This is a genomic window from Serratia sp. BIGb0163 (assembly GCF_024809935.1).
GTDB lineage: Bacteria > Pseudomonadota > Gammaproteobacteria > Enterobacterales > Enterobacteriaceae > Serratia > Serratia quinivorans.
The window spans coordinates 107,577-124,841 of record NZ_JANUDZ010000001.1 but is presented as its reverse complement, the minus strand read 5'-3'; the positions used below and the strand labels follow the sequence as shown (position 1 = coordinate 124,841).

20 protein-coding genes are annotated in these 17,265 nt (G+C 55.8%); 12 read left to right on the top strand and 8 right to left on the bottom strand.

What is annotated here, in order from left to right; genetic code table 11:
• The first annotated feature begins 12 nt into the window (after positions 1 to 12).
• Positions 13 to 1,371, top strand: a complete 1,359-nt coding sequence (locus tag M2406_RS00660) for an MFS transporter (RefSeq protein WP_259188021.1) — start codon at positions 13 to 15, stop codon at positions 1,369 to 1,371.
• Positions 1,372 to 1,396: 25 nt separating this feature from the next.
• On the opposite strand, the gene trpS is transcribed toward M2406_RS00660, so the two are convergent.
• Positions 1,397 to 2,404, bottom strand: a complete 1,008-nt coding sequence (gene trpS / locus M2406_RS00655; protein WP_259188019.1) for a tryptophan--tRNA ligase — start codon at positions 2,402 to 2,404, stop codon at positions 1,397 to 1,399.
• A 184-nt stretch (positions 2,405 to 2,588) separates the two neighbouring features.
• Positions 2,589 to 3,497 carry a LysR family transcriptional regulator gene (locus M2406_RS00650; RefSeq protein ID WP_218215734.1) on the bottom strand — a complete coding sequence of 303 codons (909 nt, stop codon included), beginning with the start codon at positions 3,495 to 3,497 and terminating at the stop codon, positions 2,589 to 2,591.
• Positions 3,498 to 3,624: 127 nt separating this feature from the next.
• On the opposite strand from M2406_RS00650, the gene M2406_RS00645 reads away from it, so the two are divergent.
• Positions 3,625 to 4,371: an SDR family NAD(P)-dependent oxidoreductase gene (locus M2406_RS00645; RefSeq protein WP_012005837.1), complete on the top strand. Its 747-nt coding sequence runs from the start codon at positions 3,625 to 3,627 to the stop codon at positions 4,369 to 4,371.
• A gap of 96 nt (positions 4,372 to 4,467) precedes the next feature.
• Here the strand turns inward: M2406_RS00645 and M2406_RS00640 are convergent, their stop codons facing one another.
• The 4 genes from M2406_RS00640 to M2406_RS00625 all read right to left on the bottom strand — a co-directional run bounded on the left by M2406_RS00640 (position 4,468) and on the right by M2406_RS00625 (position 8,202).
• Entirely contained in the window at positions 4,468 to 4,995 is a 528-nt protein-coding gene (locus tag M2406_RS00640; RefSeq protein WP_218215732.1) for a cysteine hydrolase family protein, read from the bottom strand.
• Positions 4,996 to 5,022: 27 nt separating this feature from the next.
• On the bottom strand, positions 5,023 to 6,126 hold the full coding sequence (locus tag M2406_RS00635) for a suppressor of fused domain protein (protein ID WP_112364508.1): 1,104 nt from the start codon (positions 6,124 to 6,126) through the stop codon (positions 5,023 to 5,025).
• A 164-nt stretch (positions 6,127 to 6,290) separates the two neighbouring features.
• The gene (locus M2406_RS00630; protein ID WP_112364509.1) at positions 6,291 to 7,163 is read right to left on the bottom strand and encodes an oxygenase MpaB family protein; all 873 of its coding nucleotides are present in this window, start codon (positions 7,161 to 7,163) and stop codon (positions 6,291 to 6,293) included.
• A gap of 58 nt (positions 7,164 to 7,221) precedes the next feature.
• Positions 7,222 to 8,202 carry a quinone oxidoreductase gene (locus tag M2406_RS00625; RefSeq protein WP_218215727.1) on the bottom strand — a complete coding sequence of 327 codons (981 nt, stop codon included), beginning with the start codon at positions 8,200 to 8,202 and terminating at the stop codon, positions 7,222 to 7,224.
• 120 nt (positions 8,203 to 8,322) lie between these two features.
• Here M2406_RS00625 and M2406_RS00620 point away from each other — a divergent pair, with 120 nt between their 5' ends.
• The 5 genes from M2406_RS00620 to M2406_RS00600 all read left to right on the top strand — a co-directional run bounded on the left by M2406_RS00620 (position 8,323) and on the right by M2406_RS00600 (position 12,459).
• Complete coding sequence (locus tag M2406_RS00620; RefSeq protein ID WP_012005832.1) at positions 8,323 to 9,213, top strand: LysR family transcriptional regulator; 891 nt, start codon at positions 8,323 to 8,325, stop codon at positions 9,211 to 9,213.
• 27 nt (positions 9,214 to 9,240) lie between these two features.
• Entirely contained in the window at positions 9,241 to 9,684 is a 444-nt protein-coding gene (locus M2406_RS00615) for an acetyltransferase (protein WP_012005831.1), read from the top strand.
• A gap of 249 nt (positions 9,685 to 9,933) precedes the next feature.
• Positions 9,934 to 10,959, top strand: a complete 1,026-nt coding sequence (locus M2406_RS00610; RefSeq protein WP_259188008.1) for a methionine ABC transporter ATP-binding protein — start codon at positions 9,934 to 9,936, stop codon at positions 10,957 to 10,959.
• Positions 10,952 to 11,620 carry a methionine ABC transporter permease gene (locus M2406_RS00605; protein ID WP_012005829.1) on the top strand — a complete coding sequence of 223 codons (669 nt, stop codon included), beginning with the start codon at positions 10,952 to 10,954 and terminating at the stop codon, positions 11,618 to 11,620. Before M2406_RS00610 ends, M2406_RS00605 begins: the two co-directional genes overlap by 8 nt.
• 17 nt (positions 11,621 to 11,637) lie before the next feature.
• Complete coding sequence (locus M2406_RS00600) at positions 11,638 to 12,459, top strand: MetQ/NlpA family ABC transporter substrate-binding protein (protein ID WP_405050612.1); 822 nt, start codon at positions 11,638 to 11,640, stop codon at positions 12,457 to 12,459.
• Positions 12,460 to 12,511: 52 nt separating this feature from the next.
• On the opposite strand, the gene M2406_RS00595 is transcribed toward M2406_RS00600, so the two are convergent.
• Positions 12,512 to 13,156, bottom strand: coding sequence for a TetR/AcrR family transcriptional regulator (locus M2406_RS00595; protein WP_012005827.1), 645 nt, complete (start codon positions 13,154 to 13,156; stop codon positions 12,512 to 12,514).
• Positions 13,157 to 13,331: 175 nt separating this feature from the next.
• Between M2406_RS00595 and M2406_RS00590 the strand changes: the two genes are divergently transcribed.
• Together M2406_RS00590 and M2406_RS00585 are read left to right on the top strand one after the other, a co-directional pair.
• Entirely contained in the window at positions 13,332 to 13,589 is a 258-nt protein-coding gene (locus tag M2406_RS00590; protein ID WP_012005826.1) for a YdgH/BhsA/McbA-like domain containing protein, read from the top strand.
• A gap of 204 nt (positions 13,590 to 13,793) precedes the next feature.
• Positions 13,794 to 14,051: a YdgH/BhsA/McbA-like domain containing protein gene (locus tag M2406_RS00585; protein WP_012005825.1), complete on the top strand. Its 258-nt coding sequence runs from the start codon at positions 13,794 to 13,796 to the stop codon at positions 14,049 to 14,051.
• A gap of 90 nt (positions 14,052 to 14,141) precedes the next feature.
• On the opposite strand, the gene M2406_RS00580 is transcribed toward M2406_RS00585, so the two are convergent.
• Positions 14,142 to 15,011, bottom strand: coding sequence for a bifunctional helix-turn-helix transcriptional regulator/GNAT family N-acetyltransferase (locus M2406_RS00580; RefSeq protein ID WP_259188000.1), 870 nt, complete (start codon positions 15,009 to 15,011; stop codon positions 14,142 to 14,144).
• Between the two features lie 519 nt (positions 15,012 to 15,530).
• On the opposite strand from M2406_RS00580, the gene M2406_RS00575 reads away from it, so the two are divergent.
• Genes M2406_RS00575 through M2406_RS00565 form a run of 3 tightly spaced genes read left to right on the top strand, consistent with a single transcriptional unit; the run spans position 15,531 to position 17,233 of the window.
• Positions 15,531 to 16,202 carry a CsgG/HfaB family protein gene (locus M2406_RS00575; RefSeq protein ID WP_012005823.1) on the top strand — a complete coding sequence of 224 codons (672 nt, stop codon included), beginning with the start codon at positions 15,531 to 15,533 and terminating at the stop codon, positions 16,200 to 16,202.
• 18 nt (positions 16,203 to 16,220) lie between these two features.
• Positions 16,221 to 16,577 carry a DUF4810 domain-containing protein gene (locus M2406_RS00570; protein ID WP_012005822.1) on the top strand — a complete coding sequence of 119 codons (357 nt, stop codon included), beginning with the start codon at positions 16,221 to 16,223 and terminating at the stop codon, positions 16,575 to 16,577.
• Positions 16,574 to 17,233: a DUF799 domain-containing protein gene (locus M2406_RS00565; protein WP_012005821.1), complete on the top strand. Its 660-nt coding sequence runs from the start codon at positions 16,574 to 16,576 to the stop codon at positions 17,231 to 17,233. The genes M2406_RS00570 and M2406_RS00565 overlap by 4 nt, the downstream gene beginning before the upstream one ends.
• The last annotated feature ends 32 nt before the right edge of the window (positions 17,234 to 17,265 follow it).

The window sequence follows — 17,265 nt, the reverse complement described above, 5'->3', positions numbered from 1 at the left end:
CTGGAGGATGAAATGGAAAGAAGTCATACGATTAATACCGGGAAGGAACAGGGGGAAACCTATTCCGATCACATAATTCCGATGCCGCCGGAGGGAATGCTGGTTCGTTCGGCCAGAATTAAAAAAATTCAAACCACGGCCATGTTGTTGTTATTTTTGGCAGCCATAATCAACTTTCTTGACCGCAGTTCACTCTCGGTGGCGAACTCCACCATCCGGCAAGAAATGGGGCTGAGCGGTACCGAAATCGGCTTGTTGCTGTCGGCATTCTCCCTGGCCTATGGCATCGCCCAGTTGCCCTGCGGCCTGCTGCTGGATCGTAAAGGTCCACGCATCATGCTGGGGATCGGCATGTTTGTCTGGTCGGTATTCCAGACGCTGTCCGGCATGATCCACAGCTTTACCCAATTTATCTGGGTACGTATCGGGCTGGGAATTGGTGAAGCCCCCATGAATCCGTGCGGCGTAAAGGTGATCAACGACTGGTTCAATATCAAGGATCGCGGCATGCCGATGGGTATTTTTAATGCCGCTTCGACCATCGGGCTGGCGATCAGCCCACCGATCCTCACCGCCATGATGCTGGCCTTCGGTTGGCGCGGCATGTTTATCACCATCGGCGTATTGGGTATCGCACTGTCCATCGGCTGGTACATGCTGTACCGCAACCGACAGGACGTCAGCCTGAGCGCTCAGGAACAGGCCTATTTGAATGCCGGTAGCGTCAGCGCCCGACCAGAACCAATGAACTTTCGCGAGTGGCGAGCGCTATTCAGGAACCGTACCATGTGGGGCATGATGATTGGCTTCAGCGGCATTAACTACACCGCCTGGCTGTACCTGGCCTGGCTGCCGGGTTATCTGCAGACCACTTACCATCTGGATCTGAAAAGTACCGGGCTGCTGAGTGCCATTCCGTTCCTGTTTGGCGCCGCCGGCATGTTGTCGAACGGCTTCGTCACCGACTTTTTGGTACGTCGCGGCATGGCTCCGCTGAAAAGCCGCAAAATTTGCATCGTCACCGGTATGTTACTGTCCGCTTCCTTTACCGCCGTGGTCGCTCAGGCCACCACCACCTACAGCGCGGTATTGTTGATCGGCATGGCGCTGTTTTGCATTCACTTTGCCGGTACCTCCTGCTGGGGCCTGATCCACGTGGCGGTGAATTCACGCATGACCGCTTCGGTCGGCAGCATTCAAAACTTCGCCAGCTTTATCTTTGCCTCATTCGCGCCAGTGGTCACCGGTTGGATCCTGGATACCACCCACTCTTTCAGCCTGGCCCTTACCCTCTGCTCCTGCTTTACCGTCATCGGCGCGCTGTCGTATATCTTCGTGGTTAAACACCCGATCGTTGACAGCGCCGCCTGACGCTCACCCAACAGAGGGCCGGCACTCAATTGAGGGTAAAGAAATCCAGCCCCAATGCGGCCTTCACCTGCCCCAACGTTTGCCGACTGACCTGGTCGGCGCGTTGGGTCCCCTGACGCAGAATGCGCAACAGCTCGCCCTTGTCGGCCAGGTATTGCGTCCGACGCGTGCGGATCGGCTCCAGCAGGCTTTGCAGGCAATCTTCCAACAGGTGTTTGATTTTCATGTCGCCCAACCCACCACGGCGATAGTGTGCCTTCAGCTCCGCCACCAGCTCAACATCGTCACAGAAGGCATCCAGATAGGTAAACACCATGTTGCCCTCCACCTGACCGGGATCCTTGATATTCAAGTGGCCCGGATCGGTAAACATGCTCATCACCGCCTTATGCACCTGATCGGCGTCGGCGCCCAGGGTGATGGTGTTACCGCGCGACTTAGACATCTTGCCCTGCCCGTCCAGCCCCGGCAGACGGCTGACGTGACTTAACAACGGCTGGCACTCCGTCAAGACCTGTCGGCCGACAATGTGATTGAAACGCCGCACAATCTCGTTGGTTTGCTCCAGCATCGGCAGTTGGTCGTCGCCGACCGGCACGTGAGTGGCGCCAAAGGCAGTAATGTCCGCCGCCTGGCTAACCGGGTAGACCAGAAAGCCGGCCGGCAGGCTGCGGGAAAAGTCTTTTTCGATGATTTCACTTTTCACCGTCGGATTGCGTTCCAGCCGCGCCACGCTGACCAGGTTGAGATAATACATGGTCAGTTCGGCCAGCGCCGGCAGCGCGGATTGCAGGCAAATCGTGGTCTTCTGCGGGCAGATACCGACCGCCAGATAGTCGGCGACCAGATTAAGCACGTTGGTGCTGATTTTTTGCGGATTATTGCCGTTATCGGTCAGCCCCTGCAGGTCCGCCACCAGCACCGTTTGCTGATGGTGTTGTTGCAGCTCAACGCGCTGGCGCAGTGACCCGACGTAGTGACCTAAATGCAGGGAGCCGGTGGGACGATCGCCGGTCAGAATGGTATAGCTCATTGCCTTGCTCCTGAAAGTAAATACACCACCGGATCAACGCAATAAAAATGCCGCCAGAACCGGCGGCATTGAAAAGAGGTGTGAATACCCGTGCCGCCTTCAGAAGAGGCGCCACCAGGACTGATTAAGTGTGGATTGCATCGGTATATTCATGCTTTTAAGGTATCCCCCAGTATGGGCGTTGTCAATCACCGCTGGTTGCCAAATTCAGCGCCTGTTCAGCGGCAATACGACAAAAAGCGTCAGTCAGCGGTGAAGCCGTGCGCCACGCCAGCGCCAGCGTATAGGCTACCGGGCTGCCTGTACCGCTCAGTTCACGGAACACCACGCCGGGGGATTGCAGTCTTGCAAACAGGGCCGGCATCAACGCGATCCCCACACCGCCCGCCACCAGCCCGCCGATGGTCTGCATCTGCCGTGCCTCCTGCACGATACGCGGACTGAATCCCGCCACCGCACAGGCCTGCAAGATCGCCGTGTGCATACCGGGGCCGTAATGCGCCGGAAACAGCACCCAGGGTTGATCGGCCAGGCTGCTCAACGTCACTTGCTGCTGCGTCGCCAGCGGGTGGTTTTCCGGCAATGCCAACACCATGCGATCGAACAGGAAAGGCAAGATCTGCAAGCCCTCTTGCGGCGTTACCGGCAGCACCACCATGCCAATGTCGGCGCGGTCATCGCGCAGTGCGATCAATTGCTCGGCGGTCGTCGCCTCCTGCAAATGAAACTCCGCCTGCGGATGCGCCTGACGAAACTGCCGCAGGATGCCCGGCAACAGAGCGTTTACCGTGCTGTCGACGAAGGTCAGGCGCAGCGATTCGGTCAGACCGCGTGCCGCACGGCGGGTATTGCCGAGGGTGCGTTCAAACTGCGCCAACGTTCGCCGCGCCTCAATCAGAAACACTTGCCCTGCTTCGGTGATCCTGGTGACGCGGTTGCCGCGCTCCAGCAACAGCACGCCCAGCTCCTGCTCAATCTTTCGGATAGCGGCAGTCAGCGGGGGTTGTGCCATATGCAAGCGCTCGGCGGCGCGGTGAAAGCTCATTTCTTCCGCGACGGCAATAAATTGCCGCAGTTGGCGTAGTTCAATCACGCAATACCTTTTTCGTATTTTGAAAGCATAAATAGAGTATTGGATGTATCAATAGCAAAAGCCAATACTTTCCCGACCGCACAGTGCTGCGCCATTCCGGTGCACCCGGCGAGAAAGGAGAGCAGTTATGACGCAACGTACAGCGATTGTTACCGGCGGTTCCAGCGGTATTGGGCTGGCCATCGCTCAACAACTGGCGCAACAGGATTACCGCATCGCCATCGTGGCGCGCGACCCGCAACGCCTGCAGCAGGCGGCGCAGCAAATTGGCCCCGCTACCCGCTACTATTCGGCGGACCTGAGCCGCCGTGGGCCGGTGGAAGACGTCGTCGCCCAGTTGGCAGCCGATCTCGGCACGGTGGATGTCCTGATTAACAACGCCGGATTTACCCGGGTGATTGCCGCCGATACGCCGTTGGCGCAGGCCGAACAAGAATGGGACGCGGTGATCGAAGGGAACCTGAAAAGTACCTTCCTGTTTACCCTGGCGATGTTGCCACACCTGAGCAAACCGGGCGGCCGCATCATTAATCTGAGCTCAATTGCCGCCCAATGCGGCAGCGGCAGCGCGGGTGCATTAGGTTATTCCGCCGCCAAAGCCGGGGTGCAGGGTTTTACCCTCAGTCTGGCACGCGAACTTGGCGAGTTGGGGATTACCGTCAACGCCATTGCGCCGGGGTTTATCGCCGATACTCGCTTCTTCGGCGCCGGGCTACCGCAGGATCGCATTGACGCCATTGCCGCTGAAACGCCGATGGGCCGCACCGGCCGGGTGGAAGACATCGCCAGCGCCGCACTGTGGCTGGCGTCAAAAGAAGCCTCTTTCGTCACCGGAACCATCACCTCGATTAACGGCGGTGCGCGGGTCGGTTAAGAAAACAGAGCTGGCCAAAGTGGCAGCACGCAGGGCGGGGTTGAAATAACGTTAGCGGGCCCAACGCATATATCGGGCCCGTTTTTTATCTGGCGATCAGAAGTGAATTTCCGCCGTCGGCAGCGCGTTGATCAACACGCCGTAGCTTCCAATATTCGATAGTGTGGCGTTGTGATGGGCGCGGATCTGCAAGCCAGTCGCGTGGGCTTTGTCATGACTGGTATGGGCGTCGGCGGCCAGCGTCACCGGATAGCCTAACCCGGCGGCACGGCGAGTGGTGGTGTCGACGCAAAACTCGCTGGAGTAGCCACAAACCACCAGGTGCGAAACACCGTTAGCCACCAGCAACGGCCCCAGTCCGGTCCGCAGGAAGGAGTCCGGCGTGGTTTTCTCCACCCGATGATCGCCGTCTTTAACTTGCAAACGGCCGTCAATCTGCCAGGCATCGCTGCCGTGCGCCAGCTCATCGTCCGGAGTCTGGTGCTGGATAAAAATCACCGGTACCCCAGCCCGACGGGCAGCAGTGCTCAAACTGTTAATGCGATCAATCGTCGCTTCGGCGTCGGCCGGCGGCGGCGTAAATAACCCTTGCTGCACATCAATAATTAACAGAGCGGACGTCATGATAACTCCCGTGAATTTAATCGGCGATCAGCATAGCGGTTGGCGCGGACGGAAGATATGGTCAACGCCCTGCTCACGCAGTTTATTCACCAGATCGTGACCACCATTCGGCGTAGCGTGCGCCAGCAGGCGCTCGGCCTCAAATACTGGGCTGGCCCAGAAGATATTCACCGGGTCGCCATACTGTTTCGGCAGGTTTAGGTGCTCGCTATACGGGTAAAACGACGAGGAAAGCACGTAGCCCTCATAACCCTGCGGAGCCACCTCAGATTCCAGAGTATGACCTTCGCCAAACCAGGTAATTTTAGCCCATGGCGCATGGGCGAACCCGGCCAGTGCGCTGGCCATCTGCACCGCGTTCTCTTCGGTCATGTACTGCCCGTCGATGGCGATGCCCATTTCCATGCGGCGGTAACGGGAAGCGTCGTCGTTAAACAGGATCTCTACCCACGGCATTGGGCGGATACTGACGCCCATGGTGAGAAAATAGTAGATGCCGTCGCGCTCATGTTGGGTGATGGCCATTGGTGGCCACTTGCCCTGATCGATCGCGTAGTATTTCACCGAAGGGCCAAAATGCTGATCGTAAATCGCCTGATAGTCGTTCTGCATTTTTGGCCATGGGTTACCCTCTTCCCGCTGCCAACTGCGCCAGAACTGGCGGGTGTTTTCCGCCAGCGCATACTGGGTATTGGTGGAGGCGGAACCCAGCGGATAAGCCAGTGGACTTTCCTTGATGCAACTGGCGGAATAACACACCGAGTGGTCGATATACAGGCTCCAGCCGGGGATCACCGCCAGCAGTTGGCCGTAATACCACAGCGCCGCACCGTCGTCGCTTTCCGTCCAGACTACCATCAGCCCTTCCGGGTTCAGTGGCGCTTCCCCCTCCAGATTGCGGCAAAACTCGGCGGCCAGCATCGGTGGCTGTCCCAGTGCCAATGCCGCACTGTCTTCCTGCTGCGGCGCGGCCGCCAGATTACGCAGCCAGCAAGCACGCACCTGAAAACGTTCGCTATTTTCTTCTGAAGGATAAATATAAAAATAGGCAGCCCGACTATCTTGCTGAACCACCGCCACCAGCGTCTGGTTCTCATTACTGACTTCAGCAAGTACGTGTGACTCGTTCATATAACCTCAAATAGGGTCAAGGCGCAGAATAACGCTGCACGCTAAATAAAATGGAAATTGGCTTTTGCCCAGTGTAAAGCGCATTAGCGGTCGGATCACCCGTAAAAGTCTCAAAAGTGTCCCTAAACATTCGGTTATTGGTAAGAATTATAGCGTGCGCGGGTTCAGACCGATCGGCCAATTCGCCGTAGTGCCCGTTGATAGGAGCCGTTGCGCATCGAGGCTCGCAACACTTTACCTACGCCACCGACACCGGCGCGCACCAGTTTTTGCCGCAGGACGCCGGGAGAAAAACCAAACTGCTGCTGCGCCCACTCCGGTAGCAGATCTATGCCCGCCTGCATCACCAATATGCCAAAAGGTCGTGCCAGCACGCTCGGTGCCGGGGCCGCCAACAGAATACGAGCCACTTCCTGCGTGCGCTCATCGCACACCAACTGCGACCGCATGCGCTGCAGGTAATCCTCGACCGCCGCACAAGAGATGGGGATATCGCGTGCCCCCAGTGCAGCGGCGACTCGCGCCGTCTCACGGTAATAGCCGTCCTGCTGTTCGCGGGAAAGATGCGGATTGCGGTAGCGTAAATGGCTGGCTAAAAAGCAGCTGCTTTCCACCACGTGCACCCAGGTGAGCAAGTCAGGATCGCTGGCGGCATAAGGCCTGCCGTCGCTGCTGACGCCGTTGACCCGCAGGTGAATGGCTTTGACTTTGGCGATCAGCCGTTCGGCCTCGGCGGTGGGGCCAAAGGTGGTGACGGAGACAAACTGGCTGGTGCGGCGCAGGCGGCCGAGCATATCGTCGCGGAAATTGGAATGATCCCAGACGCCGGCCAGCGCCAACGGGTGCAGCATCTGCAGCAGTAAGGCACTGACGCCCCCGCACAGCATGGTGGTGAAATCACTGTGTACCTGCCAAATGACCGACTGCGGCCCATACAGGCCCGGATCGCCCGGCGGGTTTTCAAAATCAACATCGCCAAGCGCCAGCCCGGTCAGGCCGATCACCTGTTTTTCTATCGCCGCACGTATCACTTCCATCCTGACTGACCCCCATTATCGCCTGGCGGACAGTGTAACATGCAGCGGAAGGCCGCTTTTAACTCTGCGGGTCGCGATCGCCCAGCAGCACAATCTTGCCGGCAAAGCTTCGATCCTCCAGCCGGCGGTGAGCGGCCGCCCCTTCACTGAGCGGGAAGGTTTCGATATGGGGCACGGCAAACTCGCCGTTCTGCCAACTGCTGAACAGACGCTCGGCCCTTTCTCGCCTTGCCCCGGCGCTATTAAGGTAGGTCCAGAGGTCGCCACCGACCACGCCTTTGGAATCCATCATCAGGTCGTAGGCGGAAATAGCGGGTGCTTCGCCGCCTGCCATGCCGAAAGTGACCACCCGACCGCCGGGACGCAGCGCGTCGATGCTCTGTTGCAGCGTGATGCCCACCGAGTCAAAACCGTACTCAACGCCACCGTCGGTCAGCGCGGCAATTTGCGCGACCCAATCCTGCTGATAAGTGAAAGCTGCCGCTGCGCCGTTGTTCAGTGCGATCTGCTGTTTGTGCGCCGAAGACACCACGGCGTAAACCTGTGCGCCACGCGCCACCAGCATACGCGTTAGAATTTGTCCGACACCGCCCGCCGCTGCATGCACTAAAGCGCGATCGCCCGCTTTCACCTGCACGCTGTCATTAATCAGGTACTGTGCCGTTAGTCCCTGCAACAAAATTGAAGCGGCTTCGACGTCGCTCAGTGCCTGCGGCAGCCGCAGTGCATGCTCCACCGGCACGTTGATTCGCGTGGCGTGGCAGAATGGGACATCAGCGAAACCAATTCGCTCCCCCAACTGCCAGCCATCGACCCCTTCGCCCACGGCGATAATGGTTCCCACGCCTTCGTAACCGCCGATATGTGGCGGGTTGCCGTGCAGCACGTAATTGCCCTTGCGGCGGTAGATATCAGCGAAATTCAGCCCGGCGGCCCCCATACGCACCTGCACCGCACCCGCCGGTACCGCTGGCGTCGGCAGCTCAAGGTATTCGAGCACGTCCGGCCCGCCAAAATGTTTAAACGCTAATGCGTGCATGTTGTTGCTCCGAAAAGTTTCCGCCAATAACACACTGACGGTCGATAGAATGATTATCGCAAAGCGCTATAATCAGGAGAAGTGGCCCACAGAACATTCAGAAAACACCAGGGGTTTATAATGGACCGATTAACCAGCATGGCGGTGTTTGTGCGGGTGGTGGAAAAAGGCAGCTTCGTTGCCGCCGCCGAGGAGATGGCAATCTCCCCGACCATGGTCGGCAAACACATCCGCTACCTGGAGCAACGGCTGAATGCGCCGCTGCTGAACCGTACTACCCGCAGACAGGGGCTGACCGAAACCGGCCGGGTATTCTACGAACGTTGCCGCCGTCTGTTGGCCGACGCCGATGCCGCCGAAGCCAGTGCCCGGGCGCTATTGAGCTCTCCCAGCGGCCTGCTGCGCATCAGTGCCCCCGTCACTTTCGGCAACCGCGTACTGACGCCGATCCTCACCGAGTTCCTGCAGCGGCACCCGGAGGTAGAAGCGGAAGTGGTGCTGTCGGACCGCAAGGTAGACTTGATTGAAGAAGGCTATGAGGCGGCGTTTCGCATCGGGCCGGTGGCAGACGATGGCCTGGTGGCCCGCGCCCTGCCCGATTACCGCATGACGCTGGCCGCCTCACCGGACTATCTGGCCCAGCAGGGTGTGCCAACCCAGCCGGAGCAACTCAGCGCACACAGCTGCTTTGGTTTTAGTCAGTGGGACGGCAACCATTTCTGGCGCTTGCAGGGACCAACGGGGGAAATCAGCGTGCCGGTCAGGCCGCGGCTGCGGATGGACTCTGGCGAAGGGGTACGTCGGGCGGCGCTGGCCGGTTTCGGTATCGCGCTGCATGCCTGCATGCTGCTGGATGAAGATATTGCCAGCGGCCGATTGGTCCGGGTGCTGCCGGATTATTCACCGCTATCGCGGCCAATGCATCTGGTCTATCTGCCCGAACGACGGCAGTCCCCCAAGCTGGAAGCTTTTATCGCCCTGACCGTCGCCAGACTCTGGGGTCGCGTTTAAAATAAGTAAATCAACACAGGAGTTTCCATGATCACTATCCGAGCACGCGCAGCACAAGACAATGCGCAACTGGCGGAGATTTGGCAGCGTTCGGTACGCGCCACCCACCATTTTCTCACCGAAGAGAATATCGCCCAACTCTACCCGTTGGTGCTTAACGACTATTTGCCGGCGGTTGACGTTTGGGTTGCGGAAGACCGGCCCGGTCATCCCTGCGGTTTTATCGGGCTAAGCGGCAATAAGGTAGAAATGCTGTTTATCGATGCGGAGCAGCGTGGCAAAGGCGTCGGCAGAGCGCTGCTGGCCCACGCCGAATCGCTGCATGATGAGTTGCAGTTGGATGTTAATGAACAGAACCCGCAGGCCAGCGGTTTTTACCGCCACTACGGTTTTGAAATTACCGGCCGTTCGGCACTCGACGGTCAGGGCAATCCTTTCCCGCTGCTGCACATGAAGCTCGACAAGCGTTAAATTCAATAAAGCGGCCAAAGCCCCGTTGGCCGCGGTTTCACCATCACCTCTGCTCATCACTTTATATATCAAATAAGAATATCTAATAGAATCTATATTCTTCCTGTCACTATAAACCCCCGGTAGGATTGCCCTGTATTCACCAGCAACAGATATCCCGCCTGCCCTTATTCCAGGAAGCCGAACACTGCCTGGCGTTACGCACCCTGGGCGGAATTCTGTGACGTATTAATAAGGATCAACTTCGCTATGATCGTTCTTTCGAACGTTTGCAAAACTTTTGACAGTGCACAGGGCCGCGTCGTCGCGGTGGATGATGTCAGTCTGGCCGTTGAAGCCGGGCAAATCTACGGCATTATCGGCTACAGCGGAGCGGGTAAAAGCACCCTGATCCGTTTGCTTAACGGGCTGGAGGCACCTACCAGCGGCAACATTCAGGTCGAGGGGTTCAATATCGCCGGAGCCAGGGGCGACCAGTTACGCCAGGCACGCCTGAAAATCAGCATGGTGTTTCAGCATTTCAACCTGCTGTGGTCACGCACCGTCAGCCAGAATATTGCCTTCTCGATGCAAATAGCCGGCGTGCCCAAAGCGCAAATAAACCCACGCGTGGCCGAGCTTATCGCACTGGTTGGCCTGCAGGGGCGTGAGGATGCTTATCCGTCGCAGCTCAGCGGCGGACAGAAACAGCGCGTCGGCATCGCCCGCGCCCTGGCCAATAACCCTGGGGTGTTACTGTGTGATGAGGCCACCTCGGCGCTCGATCCCAAGACCACCGACTCGATTCTGGATCTGCTGCTGGATATCAACCGCAAACTGAACCTGACCATCGTGCTGATCACCCATGAGATGCACGTAGTGCGCAAAATTTGCCACCACGTGGCGGTGATGGAAAACGGCCGCATCGTCGAAGAAGGCCCGGTGATCGATGTTTTCACCCGGCCGCAGCAGCCGATTACCCAGCAGTTCGTTAAACAGGTTTCGCAATATCAGGAAACCGAGGAAAACTTTAACCCTTTACTGGCTCAGCATCTGCCGGGCGCAATTTTCAAGCTGACCTTTGTCGGAGTGCAAACCCATCAGGCGGTGATTTCCGACGTGATCCTGCGCTACAAGGTGAGCATTAACATTCTGCACGGCAAAATCAGCCAGACGCTGAACGGCTCCTTTGGCGAGCTGTATATCCACGTCGAAGGCAACGACCTGCAAATCGACAGCATGCTGAAATTATTGAGAGAACAACAAATCGCCGTTGAGGTGATTAAACATGATTGAGTCATGGTTCCCTCATCTGCGTATTGACCAGTTGCTGAACGCCACCTGGGAAACCCTCTACATGACCGGCATCGCCGGGTTGGCCACGCTGGTGCTTGGCATCGTACTGGGCGTACTGCTATTTCTGACCTCTCGCGGCCAACTGTTGCAAAACCGCGCCGTCTATTCGCTGATTTCAGTGCTGGTCAACGTATTCCGCTCCATCCCCTTCATCATTCTGATCGTGTTGCTGATCCCGTTCACCAAGACGCTGATCGGCACCATTTTGGGGGCAGACGCCGCGCTGCCGGCGCTGATTGTCGGCGCCGCGCCCTTCTACGCCCGGCTGGTTGAAATTGGCCTGCGCGAGGTGGACAAGGGAGTCATAGAGGCGGCACGTTCCATGGGAGCCAAAACCAGCACCATTATTTTCCGCGTGCTGCTGCCGGAGTCTTCCCCGGCGCTGGTTTCCGGAATTACCGTCACCCTGATAGCGCTGGTGAGCTACACCGCCATGGCCGGAGTGATCGGCGCTGGCGGGCTGGGCAATCTGGCCTATCTCGAAGGTTTTCAACGCAATCACGGTGACGTGACGCTGGTGGCGACGCTGACGATCCTGCTGATCGTTTTCGTTATCCAGTTCATCGGCGACACCATTACAACAACGCTCGATAAACGATAAATAACCAGGGAATAATGATGATGAAAAAGCAAATAATGATGCTGGCTTTCGCCTCACTGACCGCGTTGAGCTCCTTTGGCGCCGCCGCGGAAACCAGGCTGGTGGTGGGCGCGTCCAACGTGCCGCACGCGGAGATCCTCGAGCAGGCCAAGCCGATTCTGGCGAAGGAAGGCATCGATCTGGTGATCAAACCTTTCCAGGACTACATCCTGCCGAACACCGCGCTGGCCAGCCACGATATTGACGCCAACTATTTCCAGCATGTGCCCTACCTGAATTCGGTGCTGAAGGACCATGCCGGCGATAAGAGTTACGACTTTGTCAGCGCCGGAGCCATCCATATCGAGCCGATCGGCATTTACTCCAAGAAATATAAAAGCCTGAAAGATCTGCCGGACAACGGCAAAATCATCATGCGTGATGCAGTGGCGGAAGAAGGACGCATTCTGTCTATCTTTGAAAAGGAAGGCGTGATTAAGCTGAAACCGGGCGTGAGCAAGGTCGATGCTCGCATTTCTGACGTGGTGGATAACCCGAAACACCTGAAGTTCCTGGCGAACGTGGAAGGCGCGCTACTGCCGCAGATGTACAACAACGATGAGGGCGATGCGGTGGTGATTAACGCCAACTACGCCATCGATGCCGGACTGAACCCGACCAAAGACCCGATCGCGGTCGAAAGCGGTGAAAACAACCCGTATGCCAACATTATCACCGTGCATAAGGCCGACGTGAACAAGCCGGAAATCGTAGCGCTGGTAAAAGTGCTGCACTCCAAGGCAATTCAGGACTTCATCCGCCAAAAATACCAGGGCGCCGTGATCCCGGTTAACCAGTAATGCCCACTCAGGCCGCAGCAATGCGGCCTGATTTACTGGCGAGTGCCCTTCCCTAGACTTTATTACCCACCTGACTCAGGCGCGGCCAAACCAGCATCAATGCATCGAGCAGATTGAACAAATCCTCGCGGCTGGCCCCTTCACGCGCCTGAACCGACATCCCTTCAATGGTACAGACGATATATTTCGCCAACAGCGCGGTATCGGTTTTCGCCAATAACTCCCCCTGCTGTACCTTGCGGTCAAAACAGGCTCGCAGGCTGGCTTCATTCGAATGATGTTTTTTACGCAGCATCTCGGCCACTTCATCGGAAGACGAAGACAGCGCCGCAGAGGCGCAGACCATAAAGCAGCCGGACGGCGTATCCGGATCGGTAAACACCTCCGCTGAAGAGCGAACGTAGGCCTCAACGATTTCCGCTATCGGCAAATCCCGCTCCAACAATTGATTGGTGCAGGTGGTGTATTTTTGCAGATATCGCTCCACCGCCGCGCGGAACAGCCCTTCCTTGTTACCGAACTCGGCGTACAGCGTTGGTGCTTTGGCACCGGTGACTTCTACCAGATCGGCCAGCGACGTAGAGTCATAACCGTGCCGCCAGAACAGATCGAGCGCGCTGTCCAGCGCACGGTCGCGATCAAACTGCTTCGGTCTGCCACGCGTTTTTTTGGCGCAGACTTCTTCATTGATACTCATAGACCCTCTCTTATCCCGCTCCGCAGCAGGGCTTGGCAATTAAATTAACGATCATTATAAAAAAATATTGCGCTGCCGTCGAGAAGCGATTAACATTTAGTTATCGATCGTTAAGTAATTATGACGACAAAGATTAACCAACCCAATTTACGCTTCTGATATAGGAATTAACATCATGAAAAACTTAAAAATTACTCTTGCAGCTATCGCACTGGCCTCTGCTTCTTTCGGTAGCTTCGCCGCTGACCTGGTTCACAACCAACCGGCAGATCAGCAAAAACTCGGCGTGATCACCGTCAGCGGTGCTTCCGATATCAGCTCGCTGGAAGCCGATTTGGCAGCCAAAGCAGATGCAGCCGGTGCAAAATCATTCCGCATCATTGGTGCCGGTGGCAACAATCAACTGCATGGCACCGCGGTAATCTATCAATAACAATAAGTTAATCGTCAATTATCCGGCTGATAGTGAACGTTACTCTTCCGGTTAACGACGAGAATAAAAAAATTAATTAACGAACACTAAAAAAATAGTTGCAAAGCGCCGAAGTGGCGTCTAACATTAAATTATCGATCGTTAATTAATTTAACGACCCCAATAAAAAACATTGTACAGAATACCAAGATAGGAAATAAGACTATGAAAAACCTGAAAATCACCATCGCCGCCATCGCACTGGCTTCTGCATCATTTGGTAGTTTCGCCGCCGATCTGGTTAACGCCCAGCCGGCCAATCTGCAAAAAGTCGGTGTGGTTACCGTTAGCGGGGCTTCCGACCTGACCAGCCTGGAAAATCATCTGGCTGCCAAAGCGGACGCCGCAGGTGCCAAATCATTCCAGATCATCTCAACTACCGGTGACAACAAGCTGCACGGTACTGCGATCATCTACAATTAATTGCTAAATCAGCAATTGTGCAAAGAGGCGGCCCTGGCCGCCTTTTGTTTTATTGCCCCGCCGAAAATCGTTCTGCTCCACAAGTAGTATTCAGTCGTTTTGCAAATCTTTCAGCATATAGATATCGCAGCCGTGGTGGCCGGTATTGCCACGCTTTTCCGTCAGCAAAGTGAAACCCAGCGCATGATATAACCCCAGCGCTTCTTTGAGTTGCTCGGTGGTTTCCAGATAGCAGTAACGGAACCCCGCCGCACGTGCTGCTTTCAGCGCCTGCACTACCATATAGCGCGCCATTCCCAACCCCCGTACACAGGGTTTAAAAAACAGTTTTTGCAATTCACAGTATCCGGCATCTCCCCCCTTCAGAGGTGCAATGCCTACGCCCCCCACCACCTCCCCATGTTGTTCCAGTACCCAATACTTACCGCCGTTATCCTGGTAAACACCGGTCAGGCGATCCAGATCGGGATCATGCAGACTGACGCCTTCCATTTTATCCATAGCGTACTCGCGAAATACGCTACAAATAATGCAGGCCATCGCGGCGTCATCACTCTGGGTTATCGGGCGTACCAGCAAAGCGGCATCGCGCTGCTTGCGTGCGCTGCGTAATGCCGCAGTCATCTTTTTCATTGCCGCTGTCGTTGCGGCCAATTCATCGTCGTCCAGCTGCGCCAACGCGTCTTGCATAAAACCGTCGGCGTTGGCTTCAATTGCCGCCAGCGTTTTGCGTCCCAACTTGGTCAGTTGATTCAGGTTATGCCGTTTGTCATGCGGATAATCCACCGCTTCAACCATGCCTGCAGCAACCAGGCTGCGTACCGCCCGACTGGCGCTGGCCTTATCGATGCACAGTCGGGCCGCCAGTTCGGTAATGCCCAGCGGCAATCCATTGACCTCAATCAGAATGTGGATCTGCAACGGCGAAAAACGGGTCCCGTTACTTTGTTTATTCAACATGCCCAGTTCTCTGACCAGGTTGCGCGACAATGCTCTGAAATCTCTGATGTTCACAATCGATGTCCCCGTTGGTACCAGTGCTGAAACACATCACTTAGTTGATAGTGTTACCTAATATTCATTACCATAACGGATTTTTAAGCGGCGTGAAATCTCAACCTGACGAGACACCTGCAGCAATCTGTCGCCTCATGCAGAATTACATTCTTTACTGAATTAAATTTAAAAAATAAAAAACCATAAAATATATACTTTACAAATAATAAACCCATCAAAAAACGGATAATTCAGCAAACCAGATAAAATACGAATGATATCCTTACACAATCCATTGTATTTGAATGAGTTATTTAATCCCCAATAGCGCCAATTATGTCGATATTCAGTTGTATTTTGTTACATATCCATGGCAGGATTGCCCCGTTTAAATAGCACCTATTATTTCCCCTGCTGTTTAAATTCCTGGCGCAAAACGGTCTGTCTTGCGCGCTTTTATAATCATGGAGAGATTGTATTCCGATGAAAAAATCACTCGTTGTCTGCTCAGTCGCCCTTTCTGTCAGCATGCTGGCGGGCTGTGCCACCGAATCCTCACGTTCTCTGGAAGTGCCTAAAGTAGCGTCCTACAACACCAATTACCAAGGCCAGCGCAGCCCTATCTCCGTCGGCAAGTTCGATAACCGCTCCAGCTATATGAACGGCATCTTCTCCGATGGCGTGGATCGCCTGGGTAACCAGTCCAAAACCATCCTGATCACCCATCTGCAGCAAACCGGCCGCTTCAACGTGCTGGATCGCGCCAATATGGATGAGTTGAAAACCGAAGCCGGCATTAAAGGCAAAACCCAGACGCTGAAAGGTGCCAACTACGTGATCACCGGTGATGTTACCGAGTTCGGTCGTAAAGAAGTGGGTGATCACCAGCTGTGGGGCATTCTGGGACGCGGTAAAACGCAGGTGGCCTATGCCAAGGTCAATTTGAATGTGGTCAACGTACAGACCTCAGAAGTGGTTTACTCCACCCAAGGTGCCGGCGAGTACCAACTCTCCAACCGTGAAATCATCGGCTTCGGCGGCACCGCCAGCTACGATTCCACCCTCAACGGCAAAGTGTTGGATCTGGCCGTACGCGAAGCGGTCAATAACCTGGTTGCCGGTATCGAAAGTGGCGCATGGCGCCCTGCTAACTAACGGAATAGAAGCAGCAATATGATAACTAAAAAAATGGGTGGGGCGCTGTTCGCAGCGACCCTGCTGGCCGGCTGCGCCGCGCCAAAAACGATCTACAACTGGGATGGCTACCAAACCTCGATTTACCAATATTACCAACAGGATGGTCAAAGCCCTGAACAACAGATTTTGACGCTAAAAGAAATTGCCGAAAAATCTCGCGCCAAGAATAAAGCCGTGCCGCCGGGCCTGCATGCACAACTGGGGTTGCTGTACAGCAAAACCGGCAATACCGGCCAGGCAATGACCGAGTTCAATACAGAGAAAACGCTGTTCCCGGAATCAGCGCCGTTTATGAATTTCCTGATGGCCAAGGATAAAGGGAGTTTTAAATGAAGCGTGCATTAGCTTTCTTCAGTATTGCTGTCACCCTGCTGCTGAGCGGTTGCGCCAAACAAACTGCTTACGATTATGCGGCGTTCCACGAGAGCAAACCGAAATCAATCCTGGTGCTGCCACCGGTCAATCAATCGCCGGATGTCAAAGCCAGCCACAGCGTCCTTGCCAGCACCACGCTACCGCTGGCTGAAGCTGGCTACTATGTGCTGCCGGTCGCCGTGGTTGAGGAAACATTCCAGCAAAACGGTTTGACCAATGCCAATGACATCCGCGCCGTCAGCATCCAAAAGTTGCATAAGATCTTCGGCGCTGACGCAGTACTGTATCTGGACGTCACGCAATATGGCACCAGCTATATAGTGATTAACAGCGAAACGCGCGTCACCGTAAAAGCCAGGTTGGTCGATCTGCGCAACGGCAAGCAGCTTTGGGCCGGTAGCGCCACGGCATCCAGCAACGAAAATAACAACAACTCCGGCGGCGGTCTGCTGAGTATGGTGATCAGCGCCGCTATCGCGCAAATCGCCGATACCATCAGCGACAAGGGCTTCGATGTCGGCGCTATCGCCAATACCCGCCTGTTATCGGCAAACGGTCAGAACGGCGCCATTTTGTATGGCCCGCGCTCGCCGCATTACGCCAGTCAGCGTTAATCCTCCAGGGCGGCACATGCGCCGCCCAAACC

What these genes read in the sequence shown, in the direction of transcription:
- M2406_RS00660 (WP_259188021.1), top strand. Translation starts at nt 13, where the DNA reads ATGGAAAGAAGTCATACGATTAATACCGGGAAGGAACAGGGGGAAACC.
- trpS (WP_259188019.1), bottom strand. Translation starts at nt 2,404, where the DNA reads ATGAGCTATACCATTCTGACCGGCGATCGTCCCACCGGCTCCCTGCAT.
- M2406_RS00645 (WP_012005837.1), top strand. Translation starts at nt 3,625, where the DNA reads ATGACGCAACGTACAGCGATTGTTACCGGCGGTTCCAGCGGTATTGGG.
- M2406_RS00640 (WP_218215732.1), bottom strand. Translation starts at nt 4,995, where the DNA reads ATGACGTCCGCTCTGTTAATTATTGATGTGCAGCAAGGGTTATTTACG.
- M2406_RS00635 (WP_112364508.1), bottom strand. Translation starts at nt 6,126, where the DNA reads ATGAACGAGTCACACGTACTTGCTGAAGTCAGTAATGAGAACCAGACG.
- M2406_RS00630 (WP_112364509.1), bottom strand. Translation starts at nt 7,163, where the DNA reads ATGGAAGTGATACGTGCGGCGATAGAAAAACAGGTGATCGGCCTGACC.
- M2406_RS00625 (WP_218215727.1), bottom strand. Translation starts at nt 8,202, where the DNA reads ATGCACGCATTAGCGTTTAAACATTTTGGCGGGCCGGACGTGCTCGAA.
- M2406_RS00620 (WP_012005832.1), top strand. Translation starts at nt 8,323, where the DNA reads ATGGACCGATTAACCAGCATGGCGGTGTTTGTGCGGGTGGTGGAAAAA.
- M2406_RS00615 (WP_012005831.1), top strand. Translation starts at nt 9,241, where the DNA reads ATGATCACTATCCGAGCACGCGCAGCACAAGACAATGCGCAACTGGCG.
- M2406_RS00610 (WP_259188008.1), top strand. Translation starts at nt 9,934, where the DNA reads ATGATCGTTCTTTCGAACGTTTGCAAAACTTTTGACAGTGCACAGGGC.
- M2406_RS00605 (WP_012005829.1), top strand. Translation starts at nt 10,952, where the DNA reads ATGATTGAGTCATGGTTCCCTCATCTGCGTATTGACCAGTTGCTGAAC.
- M2406_RS00600 (WP_405050612.1), top strand. Translation starts at nt 11,638, where the DNA reads ATGATGAAAAAGCAAATAATGATGCTGGCTTTCGCCTCACTGACCGCG.
- M2406_RS00595 (WP_012005827.1), bottom strand. Translation starts at nt 13,156, where the DNA reads ATGAGTATCAATGAAGAAGTCTGCGCCAAAAAAACGCGTGGCAGACCG.
- M2406_RS00590 (WP_012005826.1), top strand. Translation starts at nt 13,332, where the DNA reads ATGAAAAACTTAAAAATTACTCTTGCAGCTATCGCACTGGCCTCTGCT.
- M2406_RS00585 (WP_012005825.1), top strand. Translation starts at nt 13,794, where the DNA reads ATGAAAAACCTGAAAATCACCATCGCCGCCATCGCACTGGCTTCTGCA.
- M2406_RS00580 (WP_259188000.1), bottom strand. Translation starts at nt 15,011, where the DNA reads ATGTTGAATAAACAAAGTAACGGGACCCGTTTTTCGCCGTTGCAGATC.
- M2406_RS00575 (WP_012005823.1), top strand. Translation starts at nt 15,531, where the DNA reads ATGAAAAAATCACTCGTTGTCTGCTCAGTCGCCCTTTCTGTCAGCATG.
- M2406_RS00570 (WP_012005822.1), top strand. Translation starts at nt 16,221, where the DNA reads ATGATAACTAAAAAAATGGGTGGGGCGCTGTTCGCAGCGACCCTGCTG.
- M2406_RS00565 (WP_012005821.1), top strand. Translation starts at nt 16,574, where the DNA reads ATGAAGCGTGCATTAGCTTTCTTCAGTATTGCTGTCACCCTGCTGCTG.